We start from the raw sequence: 22,391 nt of genomic DNA, 5'->3' as shown, positions 1-22,391 counted from the left end.
TCGGCCCGTCCGCGACTGACCCGAGTTCGCCGCCTGCCTGTCATTTCGAAGTACGTCTCTTAGAGCGGGACTTCATCGCCGCCGATCGCTCGTTCCGGCAGCGCTCCGTCGCCGTCTCGAGCAATTCTCGGCCGAGCTCGCTCGACCTCGGCATCGCTCTGGCAAGCGTTAAAGCCCCGACGATGCGACAAGCGATATCCGTCGCGTCGCCGCGTGCAGACTCCTTATCCGGCAAAAGCTTCACGATAGACGAGATCATTCGCTCCAAGCCGTCGGCAAATATGGCCTTTACCGCATCCGGCTGGCGGGCCACTTCCCCCGCGAGCGCAGCTGCAGGACACGTCGAGCCCGGGGCGTCGCGCGCATCCTCGGACAGATACGACGCAACGAACTCGTCAAGATTAGGCATTTGCTCCCGGACACCATCGAGCTGGCGGAAGGCGTGATCCAAGGCCTCTCGGGCCAAGTCGTCCTTCGATGCGAAATGGTTGTAGAATCCCCCGTGTGTGAACCCCGCTGCCTTCATCAGGTCGTTCACCGACGTCCGGTCGAAGCCCTGCTCCCGGAAAAGCCTCGAGGCCCTGGCCACTACCTTTTGCCGGTTCTTGAGAGCTTGCTCCTTCGAAATGCGCACTGCCCGTCTCCGCTCGGTTGGCCTCAACGATGATACATATCATCATTATGGATTGACAACACCCTCATTGATGACGACAATCATTATTATTGAGACTTCGAGCGCCGCGAGAACCCATGCCATTTTGGAAGATTTATCATCCGGCAGGCGCGTTCAGCGCTGCCGACAAGCACGCTCTTTCACAGCGCATCACCGAACTCTATCGGGTGCTGCCGAAGTTCTACGTCATAGTCGTTTTCCAGGAGGTGGCGCCGGACTCGTTCTATATGGGGGGTGAACCGGCGAATAATTTCGTTCGGATCTGGGTAGATCACATCGCAAGATCTTTCCCACCGGACGCCAAAAAGCTGAAATCAAAGTGGTTGGCCCGGGCCGAAAAGGCACTGGCGCCCTTCGTCAAGGACCGCGGGAGAGATTGGGAAATCCATATCGACGAGACGCCTTTCGATCTTTGGCAGGTCCAAGGCATGCCTCCGCCACCACCGAACTCCGAATACGAAAGGATCTGGCTGGAAGAGAACAAGCCAGTGCCCTACCCAATCGAGGAAGCGGATTAATCCAGGCTGATCAGCGGAGGCATCGACTACATGAGCAATGACCATCGTCTCGCAGTCATCACGGGTGCGTCGTCGGGGATCGGCCTCGCGTACGCCGAAAACTTGGCGGAGCGCGGCTACGATTTGATCCTTGTCGCTCGCCGGCGAAATCGCCTGGAGGAGATCGCACGCCAAATACAGACCAAGACAGCGCGATCCGTCGAGGCTTTTGTGGCGGATCTGGCCGATGCTAAGGACCTATCGCGTGTCGAGACATTATTGGCGGAACGCGCCGACGTGGAAGTCCTCATCAACAATGCCGGTCTAGGCGCCCTTGGCCCGACCTCCCACGTGACCGCAGATGCCTTGGAGAATCTCATCAAGATCAACGTTCTCGCGTTGACGCGACTGACCCACGCAGTCCTTCCTGGCCTTCTGAAGCGGAATTCCGGTTCCATCGTCAATATCGCTTCGATGATCGCTGTTATGCCGACACCTTCCGGCGCCGGCTACTCCGCTACGAAAGCTTACGTGTTGAATTTCACGCGCTCGCTTCAGATGGAGCTTTCCAAGACCAACGTACTCGTGCAGGCGGTACTCCCCGGCCCTGTTCGCACGGAATTCTTCGAAGCCTCGGGGCTTACCAAAGCTCCATTTCCCGATGAGTTGTTCATGTCTCCGGAAGAATTGGTAAGATCCGCCCTTCTTTCCCTGGATCGACGCGAGCTCATCTGTTTCCCGTCATTGGAGGACGAAGCGCACTGGTCGGCTTTCGAGGACGCTCGCGTCGCGTTGAGCCGAGCGCTCATGAAATCGGGTCGTCCTGCGACGAGATATGCGGGCAGCAGTCCGATGTAGGCTCGCTCTTCATCTCATGATCTGCGCGAAGTCCCGAGGCGGAGAACGCTAATGTCCCCGGCCAACGAGGCGCCCTTTGCCGAGCATACCGCCGACATCGGCAACTGGTAGCCTAGAAGCGCAAACCTCATTTGCGCCCGGCGACGCCGCTCTCGGTTGGCTGACGAGATTTCCATCCGAGGGCGCTTGGCATTCTTGCGACGAATTCTATCTCAGGCGGCAGCGAATATGGCGGAAGCTGCCCCCGGGCATGCTGGGCGATCTCCTCCGCGACATCAGCTGATGGTCTCCGGCCGGAATTGAGAACAACGAATGCCTTCACGACTTCACCGCGCAGCCTATCGGGCCTTCCGACGACTACGGCCTGCGCCACGGCCGGATGCGACGTCAACGCCGCTTCGAGCTGGCTAGGTACGACCAGATAGCCACTACTGCTGATCGCATTTTCCTTCGTTCCCAGGAAGTAGACATTTCCCTCCGCGTCCATCCGGCCGACATCTCCAGTGAGGTAGTACCTGCGCCCGAAGTTATACCTGACAGACGTGCCTTCGCTTTCGTTGTGGTATCGGTCGAACCAGTGCAAAGGCGATTTTTCGGTATCGATGGCGATTTCGCCTTTCTGGCCTATCGGGCATTCGCGACCTGCAGCGTCCAGGATGACCACCTTGAAGCCCGGGACCTGGTGGCCGATCGAACCGGGCGGGCGGCGGAATTGTAGCGTCACAGCTTGGTGATTGGAGACGAACACGCCCGTTTCAGCTTGCCCATAATGGTCATGAAGCCGTACGCCCAGCCGTTCGGCGGCCCAATTTATCAGCTCGTCCGGGAGGAGTTCGCCGACGCTGGAGGCGACGCGGAGCCGGAGTTCAGCAGATCCGGGCTGTATCTTCTCGAAGCTTCGCATCGCGTTGTACCAATATGGGGACGCCGCTAGGTTCGTGGCCTTGTGCTTCGCCAGCACCCGATAGATCTGACCAGCGTCAAAGGGGCCGTCGCAAAGCACGGTGGCCCGTCCAAGCAGAAGAGGGCCTATGATCGCGTAGTAGAGACCGCCGCCCCAAGCGGGATCACCGAGATTCCAATAGACATCGTCATCGCGCAGATCGAGCCCGAGACGCATGTGTTCCTCGATCCCGGCCAAGGCACTCACCGGAACAGGAATACCCTTCGGGGTGCCGCCGATGCTCAATGTGTAAAGAAGGACGAAGAGATCCTCTCCGCGGAGGGAGGCGACGTTGTCCAGAGGTGTAGCCATATGGAGACTGGACCAGAACGATAGATCCTTGGTGTGCCCAGGCACAGCTCCATAGCCCTCGACAACGACGGCGCGTAAACCACCTGCAACTTCCGCCGACGCGCTGCTCCGGAGCGAACGTGTGGTGATCAGCACCTTGCTTCCGCTATGGTTTAGCCGAAACGATATCGCGGGACTTCCGAAGGCCGTGAAGAGTGGAACGTGAATGGCTCCCAGGCGCCATGTGGCGAGCATCGCTATGAGCAGCTCCGGACCTTTCGGAAGGAGAGTTGCTACGGCGTCGCCCTTTCTTATTCCGAGGCCGCGCAGGACCGCTGCGAAACGCCGCGAATAGTCCGACAACTCCGCATAAGTGAGCCGGGAGGTGTGCCCGGCTGCGCTTTCGTACACGAGGGCCACCGCTGATCCCCGTTCCGAGATCTTGTGCCGATCGCACAGCAGCGCCGCGAGCGGGATCGACTCTCCGACGTATTTGGCGTGCGACAGAGCCGACAGTCGGGCAACTGCGTTCGGACTGAGATTGTGCGTGCCAAATCGTGCCGCAGCGATCGTGCCGAGCACGAAGGTGTCGGCTCCGAGATAATAACGACGCGTGCTTTCGTCCTGCTCCAAGAGACTCTCTCTGATGAGAGCGGCGAGCAGCCTACGAACCGTCGCTTTGCTCAATCCGGAGTCGGCGACGAGATCGGTCAAACGTGCACCACGATTGCCATGAGATGCCACCTCTCGCAGCAGAATGACGGCTCTCTGGAGGCTCTGAGTTCCCGTCCCGCTTTCGGCGGCATCTGCATCAGGCATGTGCACTCCTCCCTGGGCGATCGCTTCATCATTGCGAAGTCCATATGCTGGACCAGCAGAGAATGAAATAGAAGCCCTCAGCCGGCGCGTTGTCTTGCGAGACGTTTTGGCGCTTCGTAGCATCAAGAAGCATTCTATCAAGGTCCATCATATGGACCTCAAAACATCGATCGTACAATCGATCGGGAAGCCTGCTCAACGGCAGGCGTTCGAGGGAGGAACGAGCGTGCGCAGCAGCGCGAGCCACGGGACGACTCTCGCTCGAATGCCAGTTTGTGAAGACAGTGGCGCGACCGGTACGAAGCGCGCTCATGTGCCGCTGTCACGTAGTCGAACTGGCGGCTCCAAATTGATTCCACAGCAAGGGAGGATAAGAAATGACCGAGAGTGAACGACGCGGGCGACTAGCTTCAAGATGCTTGCCGGCCGCCATTGTGATCGCTGTGATCGGGTTCGCGGCGTCACCGGCTTCGGCGACGACGAGTTGCTCGCAGCTGGCGAGCAGCTTTCATCGACCGAATACGACCATAACGACGGCACAGAGTGTTCCGGCCGGAACGTTCGTCACGCCGACGACTCCGTCTCAATCCATCACCGGCCTACCGGACTTCTGTCGCGTCGCAGGCTTTACCACGCCCACGAGCGACTCGCGCATCGGTTTCGAGGTCTGGATCCCCGAGACGGGATGGAATTCGAAGTATCTCCAGGTGGGGTGCGGTGGCTTCTGCGGCGCGATCTCCTATCAGCAAATGGCCGACCCACTGCAGCGGGGTTACGCCGTTGCAGCAACCGATGACGGCCACCAGGCCAGTGTTGTCGACGCGAGCGGGGCGGCCGGGCATCCGGAAAAGCTTATCGACTTCGGCTATCGCGCTCTGAAGGAGACGACGGACGTCTCCAAAGCGATCATCCAAGCCTTCAAATCCGCAGGCGCCAGGCGATCTTATTTCATGGGTTGTTCGGACGGAGGCCGCGAAGCATTGATGGAAGCACAGCGCTTTCCTCGCGATTTCGACGGCATCGTTGCAGGCGCGCCCGCAAACAACTGGACCAACCTTTTCACCGGCTTCTTGTGGAACGAACGAGCCCTGTCCGCCACCAAGGCCGGCGATCTCTCCCAAGCAGATGTTGACCTGGTAAGCAATGCCGTGCTCGCACAATGCGCCGGCCACGACGGCGGCTTAAGCACCGACAAGTTTCTGAACAACCCGTTGGCGTGCAAGTTCAAGCTGGAAAAGCTATCTTGCGGGGCAACCAACACGGTAAGTTGTCTCGCACCCGACAAGCTAGAGGCTATCCAGAAGATCTTCTCGGGTCCGCCGCGAATTTTCCCTGGCTACGGCCCGGGCGGTGAAGCGAACGTTGCAGTCGATTGGCCGCTCTGGATTCTTGGTCCCGGCAATCCGGCTCTAAGTCTGCAGGGCTTGTTCGGAAACAGCTACTTCCAGAACATGGTGTTTCCCAATTCCGGATGGAATCCCAACACCTTCAGCATCGAAGAGAATCTCCGCCAGGCTCACATCCGAACTGGCGCGATCCTGAACTCCGTCGACCCGAACCTGCAGCCTTTTGCGCAAAGCGGTGGCAAACTGATCCAATACACAGGTTGGGCCGACACCGCAATTTCTCCGCAAAGCGACATCGACTACTTCAAGGCAGTCAATGAAGCGATGGGTGGACCGAAGCGCACCAACGAATTCTATCGGCTATTCATGGTCCCGGGCATGGCTCATTGTGGCGGCGGACCAGGCGCGAACGCATTCGGGCAAGGTGGTGCTACCGGGCCAAACCCCTCCGATCCGGAGAGTGATATCCTCTCGGCTCTCGATCGCTGGGTCGAATTCGGTAGAGCTCCGGAAAAGATAATCGCGACAAAGTACCGTAACGACGATCGGACCCAAGGCGTCGCTTTTCAGCGGCCACTGTGCCCCTTCCCGAAGACGGCGAAATATGAAGGGAGTGGCGCAATCACGACCGATGCGTCGAGCTTCGAATGCTCCCGTGACGAAGGCGACCACGAAGGCCATCACGGCCGCGACGAGCGGGCCGACAATCGCTGATCGAGAGCCGGGAGCACGCCATGGGCGCACTCCCGGCCCGTACTTTTGCTCATAAGCTGCGCACACATACCTTATCTGGATCGAGGTTCGGCTAGGATGACCATGGGTGTCCGTCGATGTGTGATGCGACGAAGCCGGATATGCTCGTCTTCGAACGTCCTCCTGACGATATTGGTTCTATCGGGATTGCTGTTGATCAGCAGTAGGCAGGCATTTTGTAACGACCTGCTGATCGAGGGGGACGAGAGTGCGGTGCACCTGGAGGTCCGCGACGTTCCGCTCGGACGGTTGCTCGGTGCCATGCAGAGAAAATTCAATTTGCGCTACCGGGCGGATAGTGGGCTCGACTCGTCCGTGACCGGAACCTACAACGGCCATATGCGCCAAGTCGCCGCGCGCCTTCTCGCAAACTATGATTTCGTCATGAAAACGAGTCCGGAAGGCCTCGATGTCCTGATCTTTCGACGCAATCTGGAACCCGTCCGCCCCTTGCCGCCCCCCAAAGCGGCGACCGTGCCGGCAATACCTAAATTGAGATCAGACCAGATCCTTGGCGTCGTTCTTTCGGGGATCTTGCCAAAGCCGGACCATTGAGGCCGACGTTAAACCCAGCTGACCTTGTAGCGGGCGGGCATCTAGTTCGCACTCTCGTCGGAGAAAACAATGCCTGGATAGCTTCGGTCCAGTTTGCCGAGGCCCAGATGATCCAATCGATCGATACCCTCCGATGCCCCGTGGACGCCGACCGCGAGCGCAGTCCCTAAGTACCGACTGCCGATCGGCACGTTTACGGAGCCTCGCCAATGTTTGGGTCTTCACCACGCCCGCAACGCACTTAGTTCCTTTTTAGTATTGACTTTCTATCAAAATTCAAGTGACCTCGGTCTGTTGTTCGCTTTACCGGACTGAGTTTCCGGCCGACGGCAGAAGCTCGCGCAGCGCTCGTACGATGGCGAGCTGGAATAGCGCCTGGAGGACGATATGAGTATTGCTGAGTTCATCAGAAGCGAAGTCGGTACGAACGAGGTCGTACTGTTCATGAAGGGGTCGCCTCGGTCTCCGGCTTGCGGATTCTCGGCGCAGGTCGTGAGAATCCTCGATCATCTCGGCGTGACGTTCAAGTCGCACGACATCTATCAGTCCGAGGAATTGCGCCGTGGAATTAAGGAATATTCTGACTGGCCGACGATTCCGCAGCTTTATGTACGTGGCGAATTCGTTGGCGGCTGCGACATCGTTGCGGAGATGTTCCAATCTGGCGAACTGCAGCAGTTGCTGTTAGCGGAGCAAGTTTCGCACTAGCGCTTGCACCGCGGGTCACGACGCCAAGGCTGCTGCCATCAGCTCCATTGAGAGCTGACCGTTCATCCCTTCGACGGCAGTATTTGTCATAAGCACGTAGCTCACTTCCCGTTCAGGATCGACGGCCCAGCTATGGCCGTAGACGCCGCCCCAAGACCAAAGCCCGCCTGGAAGCTTCAGGCCGGCGACGGTTGGGTGGGTTAACACCGCGCCGCCGAAGCCGAACCCCCAGCCGGGACCTCGGATGACGATGAGATGCGAGCCCGTTTGGTTCTTCATCATCTCCCGAGCGGTATCGGGGGCAACGACGGCCCCACCACCGTTTCTGATCGCTTCGAGGAAGGCCAGAAAATCAGACGCGGTGCAGGCCATGCCTCCGCCGCCGGAAGCGAACGAGGTTTGATCGAAAATGCGATCGGGCTCGAAGCGAATTCCCGACAGACCAGCAAACGGCAGGAGATGGGTCTTGCCCATTCGAACCGGTGGTCTCCCGTCCGCGTACGGCGTGGCCAAGCGCGACGGGTCCACGACGGCGAAACCGCTGTCGCTCATACCGAGTCTACTGGTAACGCGCTCCGCGACGACTTGCGGCAGGCTTTTTCCGGTGGCCGACTCTATTGCAGCGCCCAGCACGTCCATGCCGACTGAATAGACCCACGCTCGGCCCGGCGGAAAGAACAGGCCGGCTTCGACGATGCGAGCCAGCTCGTCCGCGATGGAAAGGCCAGGCTGATCCACACCGTCCGACACGCCAAGCCGCTGATATGGACCGTCCAGAGGCTGCAAGAAACCATAAGATAGACCGGCGGTGTGGGTCAGAAGCTGCCTGAGAGTGATGGGCAGCGCCTCATTGTTGAACTTCGGAGAGAATGCAGGCAGATAGCGAGCGACGAGGTCGTCCAGGGCCATCGTGCCCTCGTCGACGAGCGAGAGAAAGGCGGCGGTCACGATCGGTTTCGTAAGAGACGCCGCCAGGAAAATCGTATCCAAAGTCATCGGCCGCCTCGCCTCGACGTCCGCAAAGCCGATTGCTCGGGCGTAGCTCAGCACGCCGCGCCTCGAAACCAGAACCACCGCACCGGCCACTCGCCGCTCGGCAATTGCATTGCTCAAAATCGGATTTAAGGCCCGTTCAAGCGCTGGATCATTGCTCTCGGGTAGCTGATTCATCGTAGACTCTCTGTTCAAAAATGAAGTATCCGCTCGTCGGCCAAATCGCAATTCAGGCGCGGCGCAAAATGCCGATCCGAGCGCACGCTCTTGTGCTTTCGTCCCAAGGTGTTGCGCAAGCGTTCCCATCGACGCTCGTCGGAAAACTATTCATCGGAACGAACGAACGCCCTTATCTCATGATGAACGTCCTGCCATATGACGACTCTCTCATGGCATAAGGCCGCCTGCGCACAGGAAGACAGCACTCTCGGTCGGATTCCCTAAGGCGGAAATTTCCCTACCCGCCATCTCACTTTCTCATCTGCACCCGGGCCCGCCTTCGGTCGAACATCCCGCAAGCGGACGGTGGCGTCCGTTTGCTCGTCGATGATCCTCAACCTCACCCGGCCTCCTCCGTGCGTGTTGACGAATTCGAGCGGAGGTCCATTGCTGCTGGCAACCCCCCACTTGTCACCGACTTGAGCCAAGGCCTGAATCACGAGGACCATGTCCCATCCCTTGGCGGATGGAACATATTCGTGGCGCGCGGGACGCGTTCGATAGACGCGGCGCTCGATGAGACCATTCTGCTCGAGATGCTTCAACCGAGCCGACAGCGTGGCATCGGTGATGCCGGTCGATCTCTTCAGATCTTCGTACTTGCTCAGTCCCAACGTTAGATCGCGCAATATTAAGAAAGCCCAGCGGTCACCAACTGCTTCGAGAACGCCGGCGATCGAGCACGTCATGCCCTCAAAACCTTTAAGTCGCATCGGCGATCGCTCCGAGCAAAGCTCTCATAGAAGACTCTCGGGGGGCCGCCGGCTTCGGGAACGATGACGGGCGGCAAAAACAACTTGCTGAAAGTCACTATTATTATTAGAGTTACTATAAGTAAATAAGCACATGCCCGGAGGAGATCATGCCTGCCACAGCAAGCACCCGCGAAGTGACGATCGAAATCAATGGGTTACGTCGGACGGGGACTGTTGAGGCCCGTCGGCTGTTGGTGCATTTCCTTAGGGAGGACCTCGGCCTTACGGGCACGCATGTCGGATGTGACACCTCGCAGTGCGGCGCCTGCACCGTCGAGATCGATGGAGTAGCGGTGAAATCCTGCACGGTTCTCGCCGTCATGGCAGATGGCGCGTCGATCACCACAATCGAAGGGCTGACCGACGGTAGTGGGGAGCTCAGCCGCGTTCAGAAGGCTTTCCACGACCATCACGCGCTTCAGTGCGGTTTCTGCACGCCGGGCATGGTGATGAGTGTGAGGAATTTGTTGAGGGAAAACCCCAATCCCAGCGAGCGTGAGATCCGGCACGGTTTAGCGGGAAATATCTGCCGATGCACGGGTTACCATAACATTGTTCGCGCCGTCGAAAGCCTCGCATCGGAAGGAAGCGTGGCATGACCATCTCTCAGGGCACTCGACACGTAGGCCAACCTCTCAAACGGCGAGAGGACCTCAAACTGCTTGCCGGAAGAGGCCGTTACGTCGACGACTTGAAGCTGCCTGGCATGCTGTACATGGCGATACTCCGGTCGCCGCACGCTCACGCCAAGATCGACAGCATCGATCTGTCGCTCGCAAGGGCCGCTCCCGGGGTTCGGCTGGCTCTCTCGGGCTCGGCGCTCGAGGATAGGATCGGCCCTATTGTGCCCAACTGGATCATTCCCGGCAGTAAGGTCCCGGTACGTCGGGTCGTCGCTACCGACCGAGTGAGGTTTGTCGGCGAGAGCGTCGCCCTCGTGGTGGCGGAGAGCTTGGCGGAAGCCTACGACGCCATCGGCCTGATCGAGGTCGAATATGATGTTCTGCCCGCGGTGACCGAGGAGCAGGACGCCGTCCGGGGCGACGCGCCCCAGCTTCACGAAAACGTACCAGGCAACATCACCACTTTCTACAAGGTCAAGGGGGGCGACTACGAGAAGGCAAATCGGGAAGCCGACCAGGTCGTCAAACTCCGCGTCGTCAATAACCGGCTTATTCCGACGTGCATGGAAACGCGCGCGATCGTCGCGGCACCGGAGCCCGACGGCACGCTCACGGTCTATATCGGCAGCCAGGTCCCCCATATGCACCGCCGCTGGATCGCGGAGACGGTCCGCATTCCGGAACATCAATTGCGCGTAGTAGCACCCGACATCGGCGGGGGGTTCGGTGCCAAGATGCATTTGTATCCGGAAGATCTGCTTTGCCCATACCTCGCTCGCGAGTTGAACGCACCCGTGAAGTGGTGGGAGACGCGCTCCGAGAGCCATCAATCGACCAGCCATGGCCGCGCCCATACCGAGGATCTCGAGATCGCCTTCAATAACGACGGCCGCATCCTGGGCCTCAAGGTCAGCACGTTGGGGAACGTCGGAGCCTATCTTTCCAACATGGCGACCGGCGGGCCCACCGTGAACACGGTCAACTTCGGGACGGGCACCTACAAAATCGAAAACTACGAGGCGCTTTCCAGGGTGGTCGTCACCAACACGGTGCCTGTCGACGCCTATCGCGGTTATGGGCGGCCAGAAGGAGCTTACATCGCGGAGCGGGCCATCGATGCGGTGGCTCGCCATCTGAACCTCGATCAGGTCGAGGTGCGTCGGCGAAACTTCATCCAAGCCTCCGATTTTCCTTATCGGCCCTACGGCAGCACCGGCGTCATGTACGACAGCGGCGACTATCAGGCGTTGCTGGACAAGGCCCTAGAGGCATTCGATTACGAAGGAAGACGTGGAGAATGCGAGGCGTTGCGAGGGAATGGCATCTACCGCGGCATTGGGGTCGCCGCCTACACCCACATGTGCGGCATGGCTCCATCGCGCCGCTTGGCTCCCGGCGGATTTGACCGGGGTGGTTGGGAAAGCGCCCGCGTCAGCATCGATTCGAGCGGGCGAGCCACGATCTACTCGGGTTCTATGAGCCAAGGGCAAGGTCATGCCACGTCTCTCGCGCAAATCGCTGCAGACGTCCTGCAGATTCCCCTCGAGGACATCGAGATCGTCCAGGGCGATACGCGCCAAGTGCAGGCAGGGCATGGGACCTTCAATTCACGTTCGATGGCCGTCGGCGGATCGAGCGTGCACGTGTCCTCCCATCGGGTGATCACGAAGGCCAAGACGATCGCTGCCGGTATGCTGGAGGTGGACGAGAAGGATGTTTCCTACTCTGCGGGTGCGTTCACCGTTCCCGGCACCGATATCGCTCCGCTGACGTTCTCCAAGGTGGCCCGCATGGCGTACGTCGGCCACAAGCTGCCCGATGGCGTTGCCCCCGGTCTCGACGAGACGGTTTTCTACGATCCTACCGGCATGGGGGCACCGTCCGGCGTCCACATGGCCTACGTCGAAGTCGATCCCGAGACAGGAATTGTCGATATTCTGGACTACGTCGCCGTCGACGACGTCGGTACGCTGATCAACCCGCGTCTCGCCGCTGGTCAGATACACGGCGGCGTCGTTCAGGGAATCGCTCAGGCTCTCTTCGAAGAAGTCAGCTACGATTCCGAGAGCGGACAACTTTTGACCGGGTCGTTGCTCGACTATGCCGTTCCCCGCGCGGAGCACGTACCGAACATCCGATCATCATTCCAGCAAACTCCGTCACCGACCAATCCGATCGGCGTGAAAGGCATTGGCGAGAGCGGCTCGATTGCAGCCCCGCCCTGCATGGTGCACGCCGTTCTAGATGCATTGTCGCCGTTCGGGATCAAGCATCTCGATATGCCCCTGACGCCCCCCCGGATATGGGCGGCAATTCGAAGCGTTCGCGAAGGAGACGCCCGATGATCCCCGCGGCTTTTGACTACGTTCGCGCATCTTCACTTACACAGGCGATCGAACTGCTGCGCGATAACCCAGACGGAGCGAAACTGGTGGCCGGTGGGCACACCCTGCTTCCGGCGCTCAAGTTGCGGCTGGCTGCGCCCGAGCTCTTGATCGACATCAGGAGCGTCGCGGAGATCAAGGGGATCGAGATCGGCGAAACTCATGTCAAGATCGGTGCGCTGACGACCCACTCCGAACTGTCCGCTTCCGAACCGTTGAACAACGTATTTCCGATCTTCCGCGAGACGGCCAGGTTGCTCGCCGATCCCCAGGTACGTAACCGCGGTACGATCGGTGGATCACTTGCGAATGCCGATCCCGCGGCAGACTGGCCTGCAGTAGTTCTGGCCCTGGGCGCGCAGTTAGAAATCGTAGGGGCGACAGGACGGCGCACGGTCCCAGCGGAGGATTTCTTTCTCGATATCTTCACCACGACCCTGGCGCCGGATGAGATTCTTGCTTCGATCCAAATACCCAAACCGAAAACCGGCACACGCTACGCTTACCGGAAGATCCGGCACCCGGCCAGCGGGTTCGCCGTGGTCGGAGTCGCGATAGCCGTGCGGATGCTAGATGGCGTCGTCGACGAAGCTTCCATCGGAATCACCGGTGCCACGAACCACGCATTTGTGGGTAAGGAAGCGGCCGAATTTCTGACCGGCAAGGCCTTGACGCGAGACAACATCGACGAGGCTGCGCGAATGCTTAGTGAGAACACCGAGTGTCTCTCGGACCGCTACGCGCCGGCCGAATACCGCGCGAACCTAGTTCGGGTCGAGCTCGGACGAGCTCTGCTTGAGCTTTCTCAATGAGACCGACAGCTTCTTAGACGGCTTCGAAGTGTCGGGCCCTATGGGATCGTTCGACCGGCGCGGCTTGTAATCCCGCTTTTCACTCGAGAACGCACCGGTCCTGCGGCTTTGCGACCTGGCGAAGTACCGCCGAATCGAATCCGATTGAACGGAACGGCGCCGGCGCCGGCGACGACCTCGACATCCTCGAGCCGCAAGGGCTCGCCGTCCGCCCCTCTGATTTCGGGATATTTGATCGGATGTCCCGCTGTGCGGTCGCGAAACACGACCTGCGGTCCCGCCGGGTCCGCAAGCCAGTCGTCTCCCCATTTCTTCAACGCAAGATAAGCTGGAAAGAAATCTCGGCCCTTTTCGGTCAGGACATATTCATATCGTCCTGAATGTTCGGGCAGAGGGACTCGCCTCATAATGCCGGCGCTCACGAGCTTTTTCAGCCTGGCGCTCAGAATGTTGGGAGCGATTCCGACGTACAGCTCGAACTCGTCGAAGCGCTTCACGCCGTAGTACGCCTCACGCAGGATCAGGATAGACCAGCGATCCCCAACGAGCTCCATCGCGCGCGCGACGGAGCACTCTTTGTTGGCCAGCCGGCCTTGCTTCGCACTGGACATAGTTTTCATCTCCAAACCCAGCCCATACCAGATCGAGCGGGATTCGTGTATGTCCAGACCAGCTTTCCGCGTCTATTCGTCAGGCGGCTTGTCCAGGCTCGCCCTTGGTATCAGCAGTCGCCATAAGCTCCGAGGCGCGCTTATGGGACACCAGAACACCTGCTTCGCTGAACCGCTTCAGCTCCTCTGGGCTGATGCCGAGTTCGCCGAAAACCGCGAAGTTATGCTCTCCCTGAAAGGCCGGCGCTCCGATCGGCGACAGTTCGTCGACTGAGAAATGCCATGGCCTGCCAGGCAATCGGTATTCTCCACCGTTTCGATCGGAAACGCGTTGAACCGCACCCCAGTAGTCGCTCCACTCGGAAGCCGCGAGCTCCTTGATGGAACGGACTTCGCCCATCGCGATTTTGGCTTCGTCGAACTGAGCATCGAGCGTCGCCATGTCAGGAAAAGTCAATATCCAAGACTGGATGATCTGGTGCAACAGCCCGAAGTTCAACCGGCGAGCAGCTGCAGTGGCGAATCGCGGATCATCCATCAAATCGACGCGACGCATCGCTCTCAGCCAGGACGGAAATGTCAGGCTCCCGATGATGCTCGTCGCTACGGTGAACTGTTCTCCTTGCGGCCCGATGAAAAACGAGCAGTCAGTGGCTCCCAACACCGCCGGCTCTGCGCCAATGTCATCGTCCGAGAGATCGACATGGGCTCGTTCATTGACCGCCAGCAGCGTCGCAGCCATAGCAACGTCTACGTACTGGCCATGCCCGGTCTTCTGGCGGCTATTGAGAGCCGCTAGGATCGCGATCACCGCCTGCAAGCCCGTGTATACGTCCGCATGCGAAAGACTATCCGTGCGCGGTTCTGTCAGCGCCTCGCCATAGTGACGAATGCTGTTATGAGTAAAGCCGGCCTCGGCCTGCACGGTTGGAGCATACGCCATTCGGCTCCGCCAGGGTCCGCCTTGCCCGTACCCGGTGATGGACGCATAGATCAACTTGGGGTTACGCTTGGAGAGCGTACCGTAGTCGAGACCGAAGAAATTCAGCGTACCCGCCCGAAAATTCTCGACCACGACATCGGCGGTATCGCAGAGCTTGAGGACCAGTTCAAGTGCGCCTGGAAGGTTCAGATTGATACTGACGTTACGCTTTCCGGCATTCTGCTGGGCATAATAGCCGGACATGCCATCCGTCGACGGAAACGCGAACCGGCTCACATCGGGACTCGGCGGCTCGATCTTGATGACCTCGGCGCCGAGATCCTGCAGCGTCCTCGCGCACAAGGGCCCCGCCAGGACGCGGGAGAAATCCACGACTCGAACTCCACTGAGGGGGCCACTCATGTCAGCGTCCCGCGAACTTTGCGAGGCCTGGACCATTCTTGCGATACGACACAAGACCTGTCCTCAGGTCCTCCGACGCCCAAATCGGCGCCTGAACTCTCGCCATAGCTTCGTCGGCGGCCGCGACACCCTCGTTGACCGCGATATATGTGAGCTCCTTGGTCGCCGCATGCGCGATCGTGGGCCCCTGCGCAAACTCTTCCGCGATTGCCATCGTCGCGGCCTCCAGGGATTCTTCCGGGACCGTAAGATTGATCAACCCCCATTTTTCCAGTGTCGGTGCATCGTACCGGCGGGCCAACATGGACATCTCTTTCGCGCGCTGCGCGCCGATCCGCTGCACTTGGCGTTGGATCCCTCCCAGCAAGGGATGCAGCCCTAACGTTGCCTCCACCGAGCCGATCTTGGCCGACGAAGCCGCGATGATGTAGTCGCACGATAGGGCGAGCTCAAGCCCGCCACCGAGGCAGACGCCGTGAATGCTCGCGATCAGCGGAATCGGCAGCAATTCCATGAATCGAAGGAATTCGACGTTGGTACGCCGCAGATTTGCGCCGCTCTCTTCGGCACTGTCAGACGCGACTTGCGTTTCGAAAATATCCAGATCCGCGCCGGCGGAGAAGTGTCGCAACCCGCTTCGGATGACGATCGCACGGCTTCCTGCCTTGTGGGCTGCCTCGACCTGCTGAACGATGGCGCTCAGGAACTTGGGGCCGAGCAGGTTGTACGGCCTGTAGACCATCGTCAACACCGAGATATTTCCGCGCTCGTCGCGCGTCACCAATGCCTCGTCAGACACACGCGGCCTCCCTGCTTTCGACGCCGCTTTGCAACGGCCTTTGTTGTCGGATGAGACGATCTTCACACCGTGACTTGCATTTTGCAAGTATCATTTTTCGGCGAAGGTACTCTGCCGGATGACACGGTTCCTCAGGACCCCAATCTTCTCGACTTCGAGCTCGATAGTGTCAGAGTCCTCGAGATACCATCCGAGCTCGAGACCACAGCCATTGCCTACCGTACCCGAGCCGATAAACTCTCCGGCCATCAACGTTTCGTCTCGAGTTATGTGGGCGATGATTTCCTCGAACGAAAACAGCATGCCTTCGCTGGTGCCTCGCGAACGAGTCTCGCCGTTGATGCGCGCCTCCATAGTGAGCTTGTAGGGATCCCCTATTTCATCAGGCGTCACGATCCACGGCCCGAGCACGTTACCTCCGTCGAAGCTCTTGCCTTTGGCCGGCCCAAGCCTTCCTTCCATCTCCACTCGCTGGGCATCGCGTGCAGAAAAATCGTTGAAGATCGTAAAACCGAATATGTGATTGCCCGCCTTGGATGCTGCGATGTTCGCTCCCTTGTTTTTGGTGACTATGCCGAACTCCAGCTCGTAGTCCATCACCTGGCTGTAACGCGGCCACCTTACGGTCGTATTGGGACCCCCGACGCTGAAACGATTGGTGATGTAGTAGATCGGCTGCTTGCGATAGACCTCCGGCAGCTCGGGCAAAGGCGCGGCCTGAAGGCGCGCGAGCTCGGCCGCGTCTCCAGCCTTCCGCGCTTGTAGTTTTAGGTGACCGATCGGACCTTGAACGATATGCACTGGAAACGACATGCCGTCTCGCATCTGGCGCGGCTCCGGCAGCGGCGCGAGGAGATCGGCTGCCGGGACATCGGACGACAGATCTTGATCCTGACCGTAGCGGCGAAACATGTCCGATGCCGCGTCGAGGGACGCATCTGCTTCGTCGACGAACTCAAGCATCGAATTGAAGGCGGGATTCGGCCGTCCGGCACGCTCTGATGCGGAAGCGAGATCGAATAGCCGTGTATCGCCGGCATGAACCAAGGCGACTTTGTTTCGACCGTTGGATCGGTACGTAGCTAATTTCAAGAGTCCCTCCCCGATCGAGCATGGCAACGCCTGAACCCGAGCTTACCGAATAACTTCTGTTTTGCAAGTCACTATTAATGCGCGCTGCTTGCGTTGCGCAAAGTGGAATCGCGCGTCTCCGAGCGTCATCATTGAAACAGCAGCGAGCACGCCAAGGCAGGCCCCCTCCCGGAGGCTTCGGTGTCGTGCACCGTGCCCGATCGGCAGGCGCTATTGACCCTTGGGAGATGGTTGGGGGCCAAGGCCACTCGCTCAACAGGTTGTGGCGCGGCAAGACCTTCACGATACGCGGAGCTCCGGCGTGACCCACATGGAGAAGGAGCGGAGCCTGATTTACTAACAGAAGAATTGGTCTTATATGCCCCTAGTACCGTCGGCGGTGAGCTCACACGGTCCACGAGGAGTGAAGACATGCAATCTCCCATATTGATAACCGGCGCGTCTGGAACCGTGGGCCATGTAGTATGCAAGCTGTTGATCGAACGTGGCTCGAAGGTACGAGCTCTCGTCCGCAGCGAAGACGCTCGATCGGCCAAGCTCGCTAAATTGGGGGGCGAGATTGCCGTGGGTGACCTTCTCGACCTGCACGCGATGCATCGGGCGATCGAGGGCTGCGAGCGAGTGTACTTCGGTATGGCCGTTTCACCTTCCTACTTGGAGGCGACCGTCAACGCGGCCGCGGTGGCGAAGCACCACGGGGTGAGCGCGTTCGTGAACATCTCTCAGATGACGGTGTCCCAGATGGGCATCAATTCGACCACCGACAGCCCGCAGCAGAAGCTGCACTGGCTCGCGGAACAGGCTCTGAACTGGTCCGGGCTGCCTGTCGTCCATGTCCGTCCAACGGCATTCCTGGATACCTTTTTCCTTCGGCTTTCCGCAGCTTCCATCCGCGACCATGGCCAAATTCGTCTACCTTTCGGAAATGGAAAGACCTCCCCGATCGCGAGCGAAGATGTCGCACGAGTGATTGCAGCCATCCTCGAGGAGCCAGGCCCACATATCGACAAAGTCTACGAGCTGACAGGACCGCGCTCACAGGACATGCACGGAGTCGCCGAAGAGTTTTCCAGGGCTCTTGGAAGCCCCATCACTTACGTGGACGTGCCCTGGGGTCCCTGGCGTAAGCAACTGGAGGATAGCGGGAAATTGCCACCGCACGTGCTTTCGCACCTTGCGACGATGGCTCTTCTCAAACAGCAAAATCGCTATGACCGGCTGACCACAGACGTCGAGGTGATCACCGGCAAGTCGCCGCAAAGCGTGTACGACTTCGTTCTGCGCAACGCTGGGTTCTATACGACTGGAGGTTAGGCAAACCGTTGTGAGGGCCGCATGCAAAGTCGGGCTCGCCCAAGGCGTGGGCACGATCGGCCCGACTAACCTTTCCGGAGCCAGGACCAGAACTGACTTGGTTATTTTTTAATAGTCACTTATATTTTACAATCCATTTGGTCGAGCTATTCCCAGGACACAGGAGTGAGGTCTGGACAGTTGAAGCTCGGCCCGACTTCGAGCATGGAGCCCTTAGATGAAGGCCTACCTCTGCAAGTTCATTCCGCCGCGCGCCGACTTTCTGACGACGATGACGTCTGACGAAGCAAAGTGGATGAAGCAACATGGAGCATTTTTGGATAGGCTGATCGACGATGGCGTGGTCGTTGCCCACGGCCCCGTCATGGATCCGAACGGAGGATATGGTGTGTCGCTGTATCAGATCGCAGACGATCAGGACATCGAGACGATCACGTCCCAAGATCCCATCGTGAAAAACGGCGCCGGACATTATGAGCACTATCCGATGCGCAAGTTGACGGCTCGCGGCTAGAAATTCAACGACCAGGCTGTCACCAGCGCGCTTTAATCAGCGCACACAGAAAAGGCGGACGCTAAATCAAGCGTCCGCCTTTTCGTGAGCCGAGGAGAGGTTGCCAAAAGATATCAGGCGATGGCGCGAGCGGGAACGGAGCCCTTGCCTACGCCGTCGAGGAAGCCCGTGAGCCGTTGCCGGATTATGCGCTCGGCATCATCCATGATGCGATCGATCAGCTCCTTGACGGTCGGGATGTCGTTGATCAGCCCGACCACCATGCCGCAGCTCCAAGCGCCGGCGTCCATGTCTCCATCCACCATCACTTTCGGGTAGACACCGGCGACTTGGTCGAGAATGTCCTCGATCTTCAGGCTCGCGCCCTTCTCGCGCTCGATCTCGAGCAGTTCATCGACCCCTTTGTTTCTCAGCACGCGCTCGGTGTTACGCAGCGCACGCATGACCAGGACGGTGTCGAGTTCAGTTGCCTTGACCAGCGCTTGCTTGACATTCTCATGAACCGGCGCCTCTTTGGTTGCAACGAAGCGAGTGCCCATGTTCATGCCCGCCGCGCCCATGGATAGAGCCGCAACTAGGCTTCGCGCATCCGCCATGCCGCCCGATGCAACGAAGGGGATCTTGAGCTCATCAGCCGCGCGAGGCAGCAGAATCATGTTCGGCATGTCATCTTCGCCAGGATGACCGCCGCACTCGAAGCCGTCGACACTCACCGCGTCGCAGCCGATTCTCTCGGCTTTCAGCGAATGCCGCACCGAAGTGCACTTGTGGATCACTTTGATCCCGGCAGCCTTCAGCGCCGGCATGTACTCCTCCGGGCTACGGCCGGCCGTCTCGACCGCTTTCACACCGCCCTCTTTGATCGCGGCGATGTATTCGGGATAGGGCGGCGCGGTGAAGCTCGGCAGAAACGTAAGATTCACGCCAAACGGCTTGTCGGTCATATCGCGGCAGCGCGCGATTTCCTTGGCCAGGAGCTCGGGCGTCTTCTGGGTAAGGCCGGTAATGACGCCGAGACCGCCGGCGTTCGACACTGCGGCTGCGAGCTCTGCGAACCCGACATAGTGCATGCCGCCCTGAATAATCGGATGTTCGATACCGAACAGTTCAGTGATCGCTGTCTTCACGATGATCTCCCGCAGTTCCGTTCAATGGATGATTTCGAAAAGGCCCGCCGCGCCCATGCCGCCACCGATGCACATGGTAACGACGCCGTACTTTGCCTTTCGTCGACGTCCCTCGATCAGAAGGTGGCCGGTGAGGCGTGAACCGGTCATGCCATAGGGGTGGCCGATCGCGATCGAGCCCCCATTTACGTTGAGCTTGTTCGGGTCGATGCCAAGCTTGTCGCGGCAATAGATCACCTGAACGGCATAGGCCTCGTTGAGCTCCCAGAGATCGATGTCGTCGATCTTCAGGTTGTGGCGCTTCAGCAAGCGTGGGATCGCGACGACCGGACCGATGCCCATCTCGTCCGGTTCGACGCCCGCGGCAACGAAGCCCCGGAAGATGCCGAGCGGCTTGAGCCCCTTCTTGGAGGCGACCTTATCGCTCATGATCACGCAAGCCGAAGCCCCGTCCGAAAGCTGGCTCGCATTCCCCGCGCTGATGGTTTTGCCTTCGAACACGGGCTTGATCTTGGCGAGCCCCTCGGCGGTCGTGTCGGGCCGCGGCCCCTCGTCCTTGGTCAGAGTCACCTGCTCGTAGGTGACCTGCTTGGTTTCCTTATTCACGAGCGCCATTTTGGTCGTGAAGGGGACGATTTCGTCATCGAAGCGACCACTCTGCAAAGCCGCGCCGACACGCCGTTGGCTCTCGAGGCTATATTCATCCTGCTTGTCGCGCCCGATCTTGTAGCGTTCGGCCACGGTCTCGGCGGTCTCGAGCATGGACATGTACATCGCCGGCTTCGCCGCCATCAACTCGTCGTCGACGATGTGGAACTTGTTCATGTGCTCGTTCTGCACCAGGCTGATCGACTCAATGCCGCCGCCGATTGCGATGTCCACGCCGTCGAGCATGACGGAGCGGGCGGCAACCGCGATAGCCTGCAGCCCGGAGGCGCATTGCCGATCGATCGTCGTTCCGGCTACGGACACCGGCATCCCCGCGCGGATTGCCCCCTTGCGGGCCACGTTCATGACCATGGTGCCCTGCTGCATCGCGCAGCCCATGACCACGTCCTCGACCTCTCCGGGCGAAATGCCGGCGCGCTTCACCGCTTCCGCCATCACGTGCCCGGCAAGGGTCGGCCCTTCCGTGTTGTTGAGCGATCCACGGTAGGCCTTGCCGACCGCGGTACGGGCGGTCGAAACGATTACTGCATCATTCGTCATACTTGCCTCTTTTCTTACGCGGCCGCGTCCAGGCGTGCATAGCGAAGCACGTGGAACGCGGGGTCGCCGAACTGGATGTTGATGGAAGAGATCCGCTTGAAATAGTGCCCCACATTGAGCTCGTCGGTCATGCCCATGCCGCCGTGAAGCTGCACCGCCTGGTCGGCGACGAACCTGGCCGCATAGCCGATCTTCGTCTTGGCGCCGGAGGCGAGCCGCGAGAGCCCGGCTTCGCCGCCGCTGATGCTGAGATTGAGGTGCTGCATCAGGGAGAGTGCCTCTTGATGGGCGATGAACATGTCGACCATCCGATGCTGCAGAACCTGGAATGAACCGATGGTGACGCCGAACTGCTTGCGGGTCTTCGAATATTCAAGCGTGGCAGAATTCAGCTCGCCCATCGCACCGACTGCTTCCGCGCAAAGCGCACCGATGGCGCGGTCGCGGCAGGCCTCCAGCACCGCGACGCCCTCGCCTTCATTACCGAGCAACTGGCCGCGAACGTTGCGCATGCTGATCTCGGCGGCTCGACGGGCATCGATCGTCTTGAAGCTCTTCAGATCGACGCCGGCCGCGCGCCGGTCAACCACGAACAGACTGACGCCGCCGTGGTCCCGACGGTTGCCCGAGGTGCGCGCGGAGACGATGAAGTAATCGGCCCATGGTGCCGCGATCACCGCAGTCTTTTCGCCGCTCAGGACATAGTCCTCGCCCTCACGCCGCGCCGTGGTCGCGACGTTTGCTAGGTCGAACCGCCCACCCTTCTCCGTCCAGGCCAGCGTCCAGATCTTCTTGCCGTCGATGATGTCGTGAATGAAGCTTCGCTTCTGCTCGACGGTGCCTAACTGTTCGATCAGACCACCGGCCAAAACGACCGTCTCGACGAACGGCTCGACGACAAGATGCCGGCCGAACTCGTGCGCGATGATCATGGTCGACAGCGGACCGCCACCGAGGCCGCCGGCGTCCTCCGTGAACGGCGCAGCCAACAGGCCGAGCTCCGAGAACGCCTCCCACTGCTTGCGACTGAAGCCCTGTTCGTCGGCGACGATCTTGCGGCGCGCCTCGAAATCATATTGGTCGCGTAGCAGGCGTTGGATGCTGGACCGCAGCAACTCCTGCTCTTCCGTGAATTGGATGTCCATCCGACC

Annotated in this window: 21 protein-coding genes; 10 read left to right on the top strand and 11 right to left on the bottom strand. The window is 59.6% G+C overall.

The annotated features are described in order from the left end of the window. Positions 1 to 40 precede the first annotated feature (40 nt). Positions 41 to 634 (bottom strand): TetR/AcrR family transcriptional regulator, encoded by a 594-nt coding sequence (locus XH88_RS19115; RefSeq protein WP_271669800.1) that lies wholly within the window; start codon positions 632 to 634, stop codon positions 41 to 43. Positions 635 to 750: 116 nt separating this feature from the next. Between XH88_RS19115 and XH88_RS19110 the strand changes: the two genes are divergently transcribed. Next, on the top strand, positions 751 to 1,191 hold the full coding sequence (locus tag XH88_RS19110; RefSeq protein ID WP_271669799.1) for a tautomerase family protein: 441 nt from the start codon (positions 751 to 753) through the stop codon (positions 1,189 to 1,191). Between the two features lie 30 nt (positions 1,192 to 1,221). After that, positions 1,222 to 2,028, top strand: coding sequence for an SDR family NAD(P)-dependent oxidoreductase (locus XH88_RS19105; RefSeq protein WP_271669798.1), 807 nt, complete (start codon positions 1,222 to 1,224; stop codon positions 2,026 to 2,028). A gap of 127 nt (positions 2,029 to 2,155) precedes the next feature. On the opposite strand, the gene XH88_RS19100 is transcribed toward XH88_RS19105, so the two are convergent. Continuing rightward, a complete protein-coding gene (locus XH88_RS19100) occupies positions 2,156 to 4,081 on the bottom strand; it encodes an AMP-binding protein (RefSeq protein ID WP_271669797.1) in 1,926 nt (641 codons plus the stop codon). 377 nt (positions 4,082 to 4,458) lie between these two features. Here XH88_RS19100 and XH88_RS19095 point away from each other — a divergent pair, with 377 nt between their 5' ends. From XH88_RS19095 to grxD, 3 genes are all read left to right on the top strand, one after another. Next, entirely contained in the window at positions 4,459 to 6,141 is a 1,683-nt protein-coding gene (locus XH88_RS19095; protein WP_271669796.1) for a tannase/feruloyl esterase family alpha/beta hydrolase, read from the top strand. A gap of 96 nt (positions 6,142 to 6,237) precedes the next feature. Continuing rightward, positions 6,238 to 6,735: a hypothetical protein gene (locus XH88_RS19090; protein WP_271669795.1), complete on the top strand. Its 498-nt coding sequence runs from the start codon at positions 6,238 to 6,240 to the stop codon at positions 6,733 to 6,735. A 387-nt stretch (positions 6,736 to 7,122) separates the two neighbouring features. After that, positions 7,123 to 7,443 carry a Grx4 family monothiol glutaredoxin gene (grxD, locus tag XH88_RS19085; RefSeq protein ID WP_271669794.1) on the top strand — a complete coding sequence of 107 codons (321 nt, stop codon included), beginning with the start codon at positions 7,123 to 7,125 and terminating at the stop codon, positions 7,441 to 7,443. A gap of 15 nt (positions 7,444 to 7,458) precedes the next feature. Here grxD and XH88_RS19080 read toward each other — a convergent pair whose 3' ends face one another. Both XH88_RS19080 and XH88_RS19075 read right to left on the bottom strand, forming a co-directional pair. Then, complete coding sequence (locus XH88_RS19080; RefSeq protein WP_271669793.1) at positions 7,459 to 8,613, bottom strand: serine hydrolase domain-containing protein; 1,155 nt, start codon at positions 8,611 to 8,613, stop codon at positions 7,459 to 7,461. A 263-nt stretch (positions 8,614 to 8,876) separates the two neighbouring features. Beyond that, positions 8,877 to 9,368, bottom strand: coding sequence for a winged helix-turn-helix transcriptional regulator (locus tag XH88_RS19075; protein ID WP_271669792.1), 492 nt, complete (start codon positions 9,366 to 9,368; stop codon positions 8,877 to 8,879). Between the two features lie 149 nt (positions 9,369 to 9,517). Here XH88_RS19075 and XH88_RS19070 point away from each other — a divergent pair, with 149 nt between their 5' ends. From XH88_RS19070 to XH88_RS19060, 3 genes are read left to right on the top strand one after another with little or no spacing between them, the layout of a single operon-like run. Then, complete coding sequence (locus tag XH88_RS19070; RefSeq protein ID WP_271669791.1) at positions 9,518 to 10,009, top strand: (2Fe-2S)-binding protein; 492 nt, start codon at positions 9,518 to 9,520, stop codon at positions 10,007 to 10,009. Further along, positions 10,006 to 12,378, top strand: a complete 2,373-nt coding sequence (locus tag XH88_RS19065; RefSeq protein WP_271669790.1) for a xanthine dehydrogenase family protein molybdopterin-binding subunit — start codon at positions 10,006 to 10,008, stop codon at positions 12,376 to 12,378. Before XH88_RS19070 ends, XH88_RS19065 begins: the two co-directional genes overlap by 4 nt. Then, the gene (locus XH88_RS19060; protein ID WP_271669789.1) at positions 12,375 to 13,229 is read left to right on the top strand and encodes an FAD binding domain-containing protein; all 855 of its coding nucleotides are present in this window, start codon (positions 12,375 to 12,377) and stop codon (positions 13,227 to 13,229) included. Before XH88_RS19065 ends, XH88_RS19060 begins: the two co-directional genes overlap by 4 nt. A gap of 38 nt (positions 13,230 to 13,267) precedes the next feature. On the opposite strand, the gene XH88_RS19055 is transcribed toward XH88_RS19060, so the two are convergent. The 4 genes from XH88_RS19055 to XH88_RS19040 all read right to left on the bottom strand — a co-directional run bounded on the left by XH88_RS19055 (position 13,268) and on the right by XH88_RS19040 (position 17,076). Continuing rightward, positions 13,268 to 13,840, bottom strand: coding sequence for a winged helix-turn-helix transcriptional regulator (locus XH88_RS19055; RefSeq protein WP_271669788.1), 573 nt, complete (start codon positions 13,838 to 13,840; stop codon positions 13,268 to 13,270). A gap of 79 nt (positions 13,841 to 13,919) precedes the next feature. Continuing rightward, on the bottom strand, positions 13,920 to 15,185 hold the full coding sequence (locus XH88_RS19050; RefSeq protein ID WP_271669787.1) for a CaiB/BaiF CoA transferase family protein: 1,266 nt from the start codon (positions 15,183 to 15,185) through the stop codon (positions 13,920 to 13,922). A 1-nt stretch (position 15,186) separates the two neighbouring features. Continuing rightward, complete coding sequence (locus XH88_RS19045) at positions 15,187 to 15,984, bottom strand: enoyl-CoA hydratase/isomerase family protein (RefSeq protein ID WP_271669786.1); 798 nt, start codon at positions 15,982 to 15,984, stop codon at positions 15,187 to 15,189. Between the two features lie 90 nt (positions 15,985 to 16,074). Continuing rightward, positions 16,075 to 17,076 carry a fumarylacetoacetate hydrolase family protein gene (locus XH88_RS19040; RefSeq protein WP_271669785.1) on the bottom strand — a complete coding sequence of 334 codons (1,002 nt, stop codon included), beginning with the start codon at positions 17,074 to 17,076 and terminating at the stop codon, positions 16,075 to 16,077. Between the two features lie 411 nt (positions 17,077 to 17,487). Between XH88_RS19040 and XH88_RS19035 the strand changes: the two genes are divergently transcribed. Together XH88_RS19035 and XH88_RS19030 are read left to right on the top strand one after the other, a co-directional pair. Beyond that, the gene (locus tag XH88_RS19035; protein ID WP_271669784.1) at positions 17,488 to 18,390 is read left to right on the top strand and encodes an NAD(P)H-binding protein; all 903 of its coding nucleotides are present in this window, start codon (positions 17,488 to 17,490) and stop codon (positions 18,388 to 18,390) included. A 217-nt stretch (positions 18,391 to 18,607) separates the two neighbouring features. Then, entirely contained in the window at positions 18,608 to 18,904 is a 297-nt protein-coding gene (locus XH88_RS19030) for a YciI family protein (RefSeq protein WP_271669783.1), read from the top strand. 113 nt (positions 18,905 to 19,017) lie between these two features. Here XH88_RS19030 and XH88_RS19025 read toward each other — a convergent pair whose 3' ends face one another. Genes XH88_RS19025 through XH88_RS19015 form a run of 3 tightly spaced genes read right to left on the bottom strand, consistent with a single transcriptional unit; the run spans position 19,018 to position 22,385 of the window. Continuing rightward, a complete protein-coding gene (locus XH88_RS19025; RefSeq protein WP_271669782.1) occupies positions 19,018 to 20,031 on the bottom strand; it encodes an NAD(P)H-dependent flavin oxidoreductase in 1,014 nt (337 codons plus the stop codon). Between the two features lie 21 nt (positions 20,032 to 20,052). Beyond that, complete coding sequence (locus tag XH88_RS19020; RefSeq protein WP_271669781.1) at positions 20,053 to 21,240, bottom strand: acetyl-CoA C-acyltransferase; 1,188 nt, start codon at positions 21,238 to 21,240, stop codon at positions 20,053 to 20,055. Between the two features lie 14 nt (positions 21,241 to 21,254). Further along, positions 21,255 to 22,385 (bottom strand): acyl-CoA dehydrogenase family protein, encoded by a 1,131-nt coding sequence (locus XH88_RS19015; protein WP_271669780.1) that lies wholly within the window; start codon positions 22,383 to 22,385, stop codon positions 21,255 to 21,257. Positions 22,386 to 22,391: the final 6 nt, after the last annotated feature.

This window comes from Bradyrhizobium sp. CCBAU 51627, assembly GCF_028128765.1.
Lineage (GTDB): Bacteria > Pseudomonadota > Alphaproteobacteria > Rhizobiales > Xanthobacteraceae > Bradyrhizobium.
Note: the sequence above shows the minus strand (reverse complement) of the source record. Positions and strands in the feature narration are given on the sequence as shown.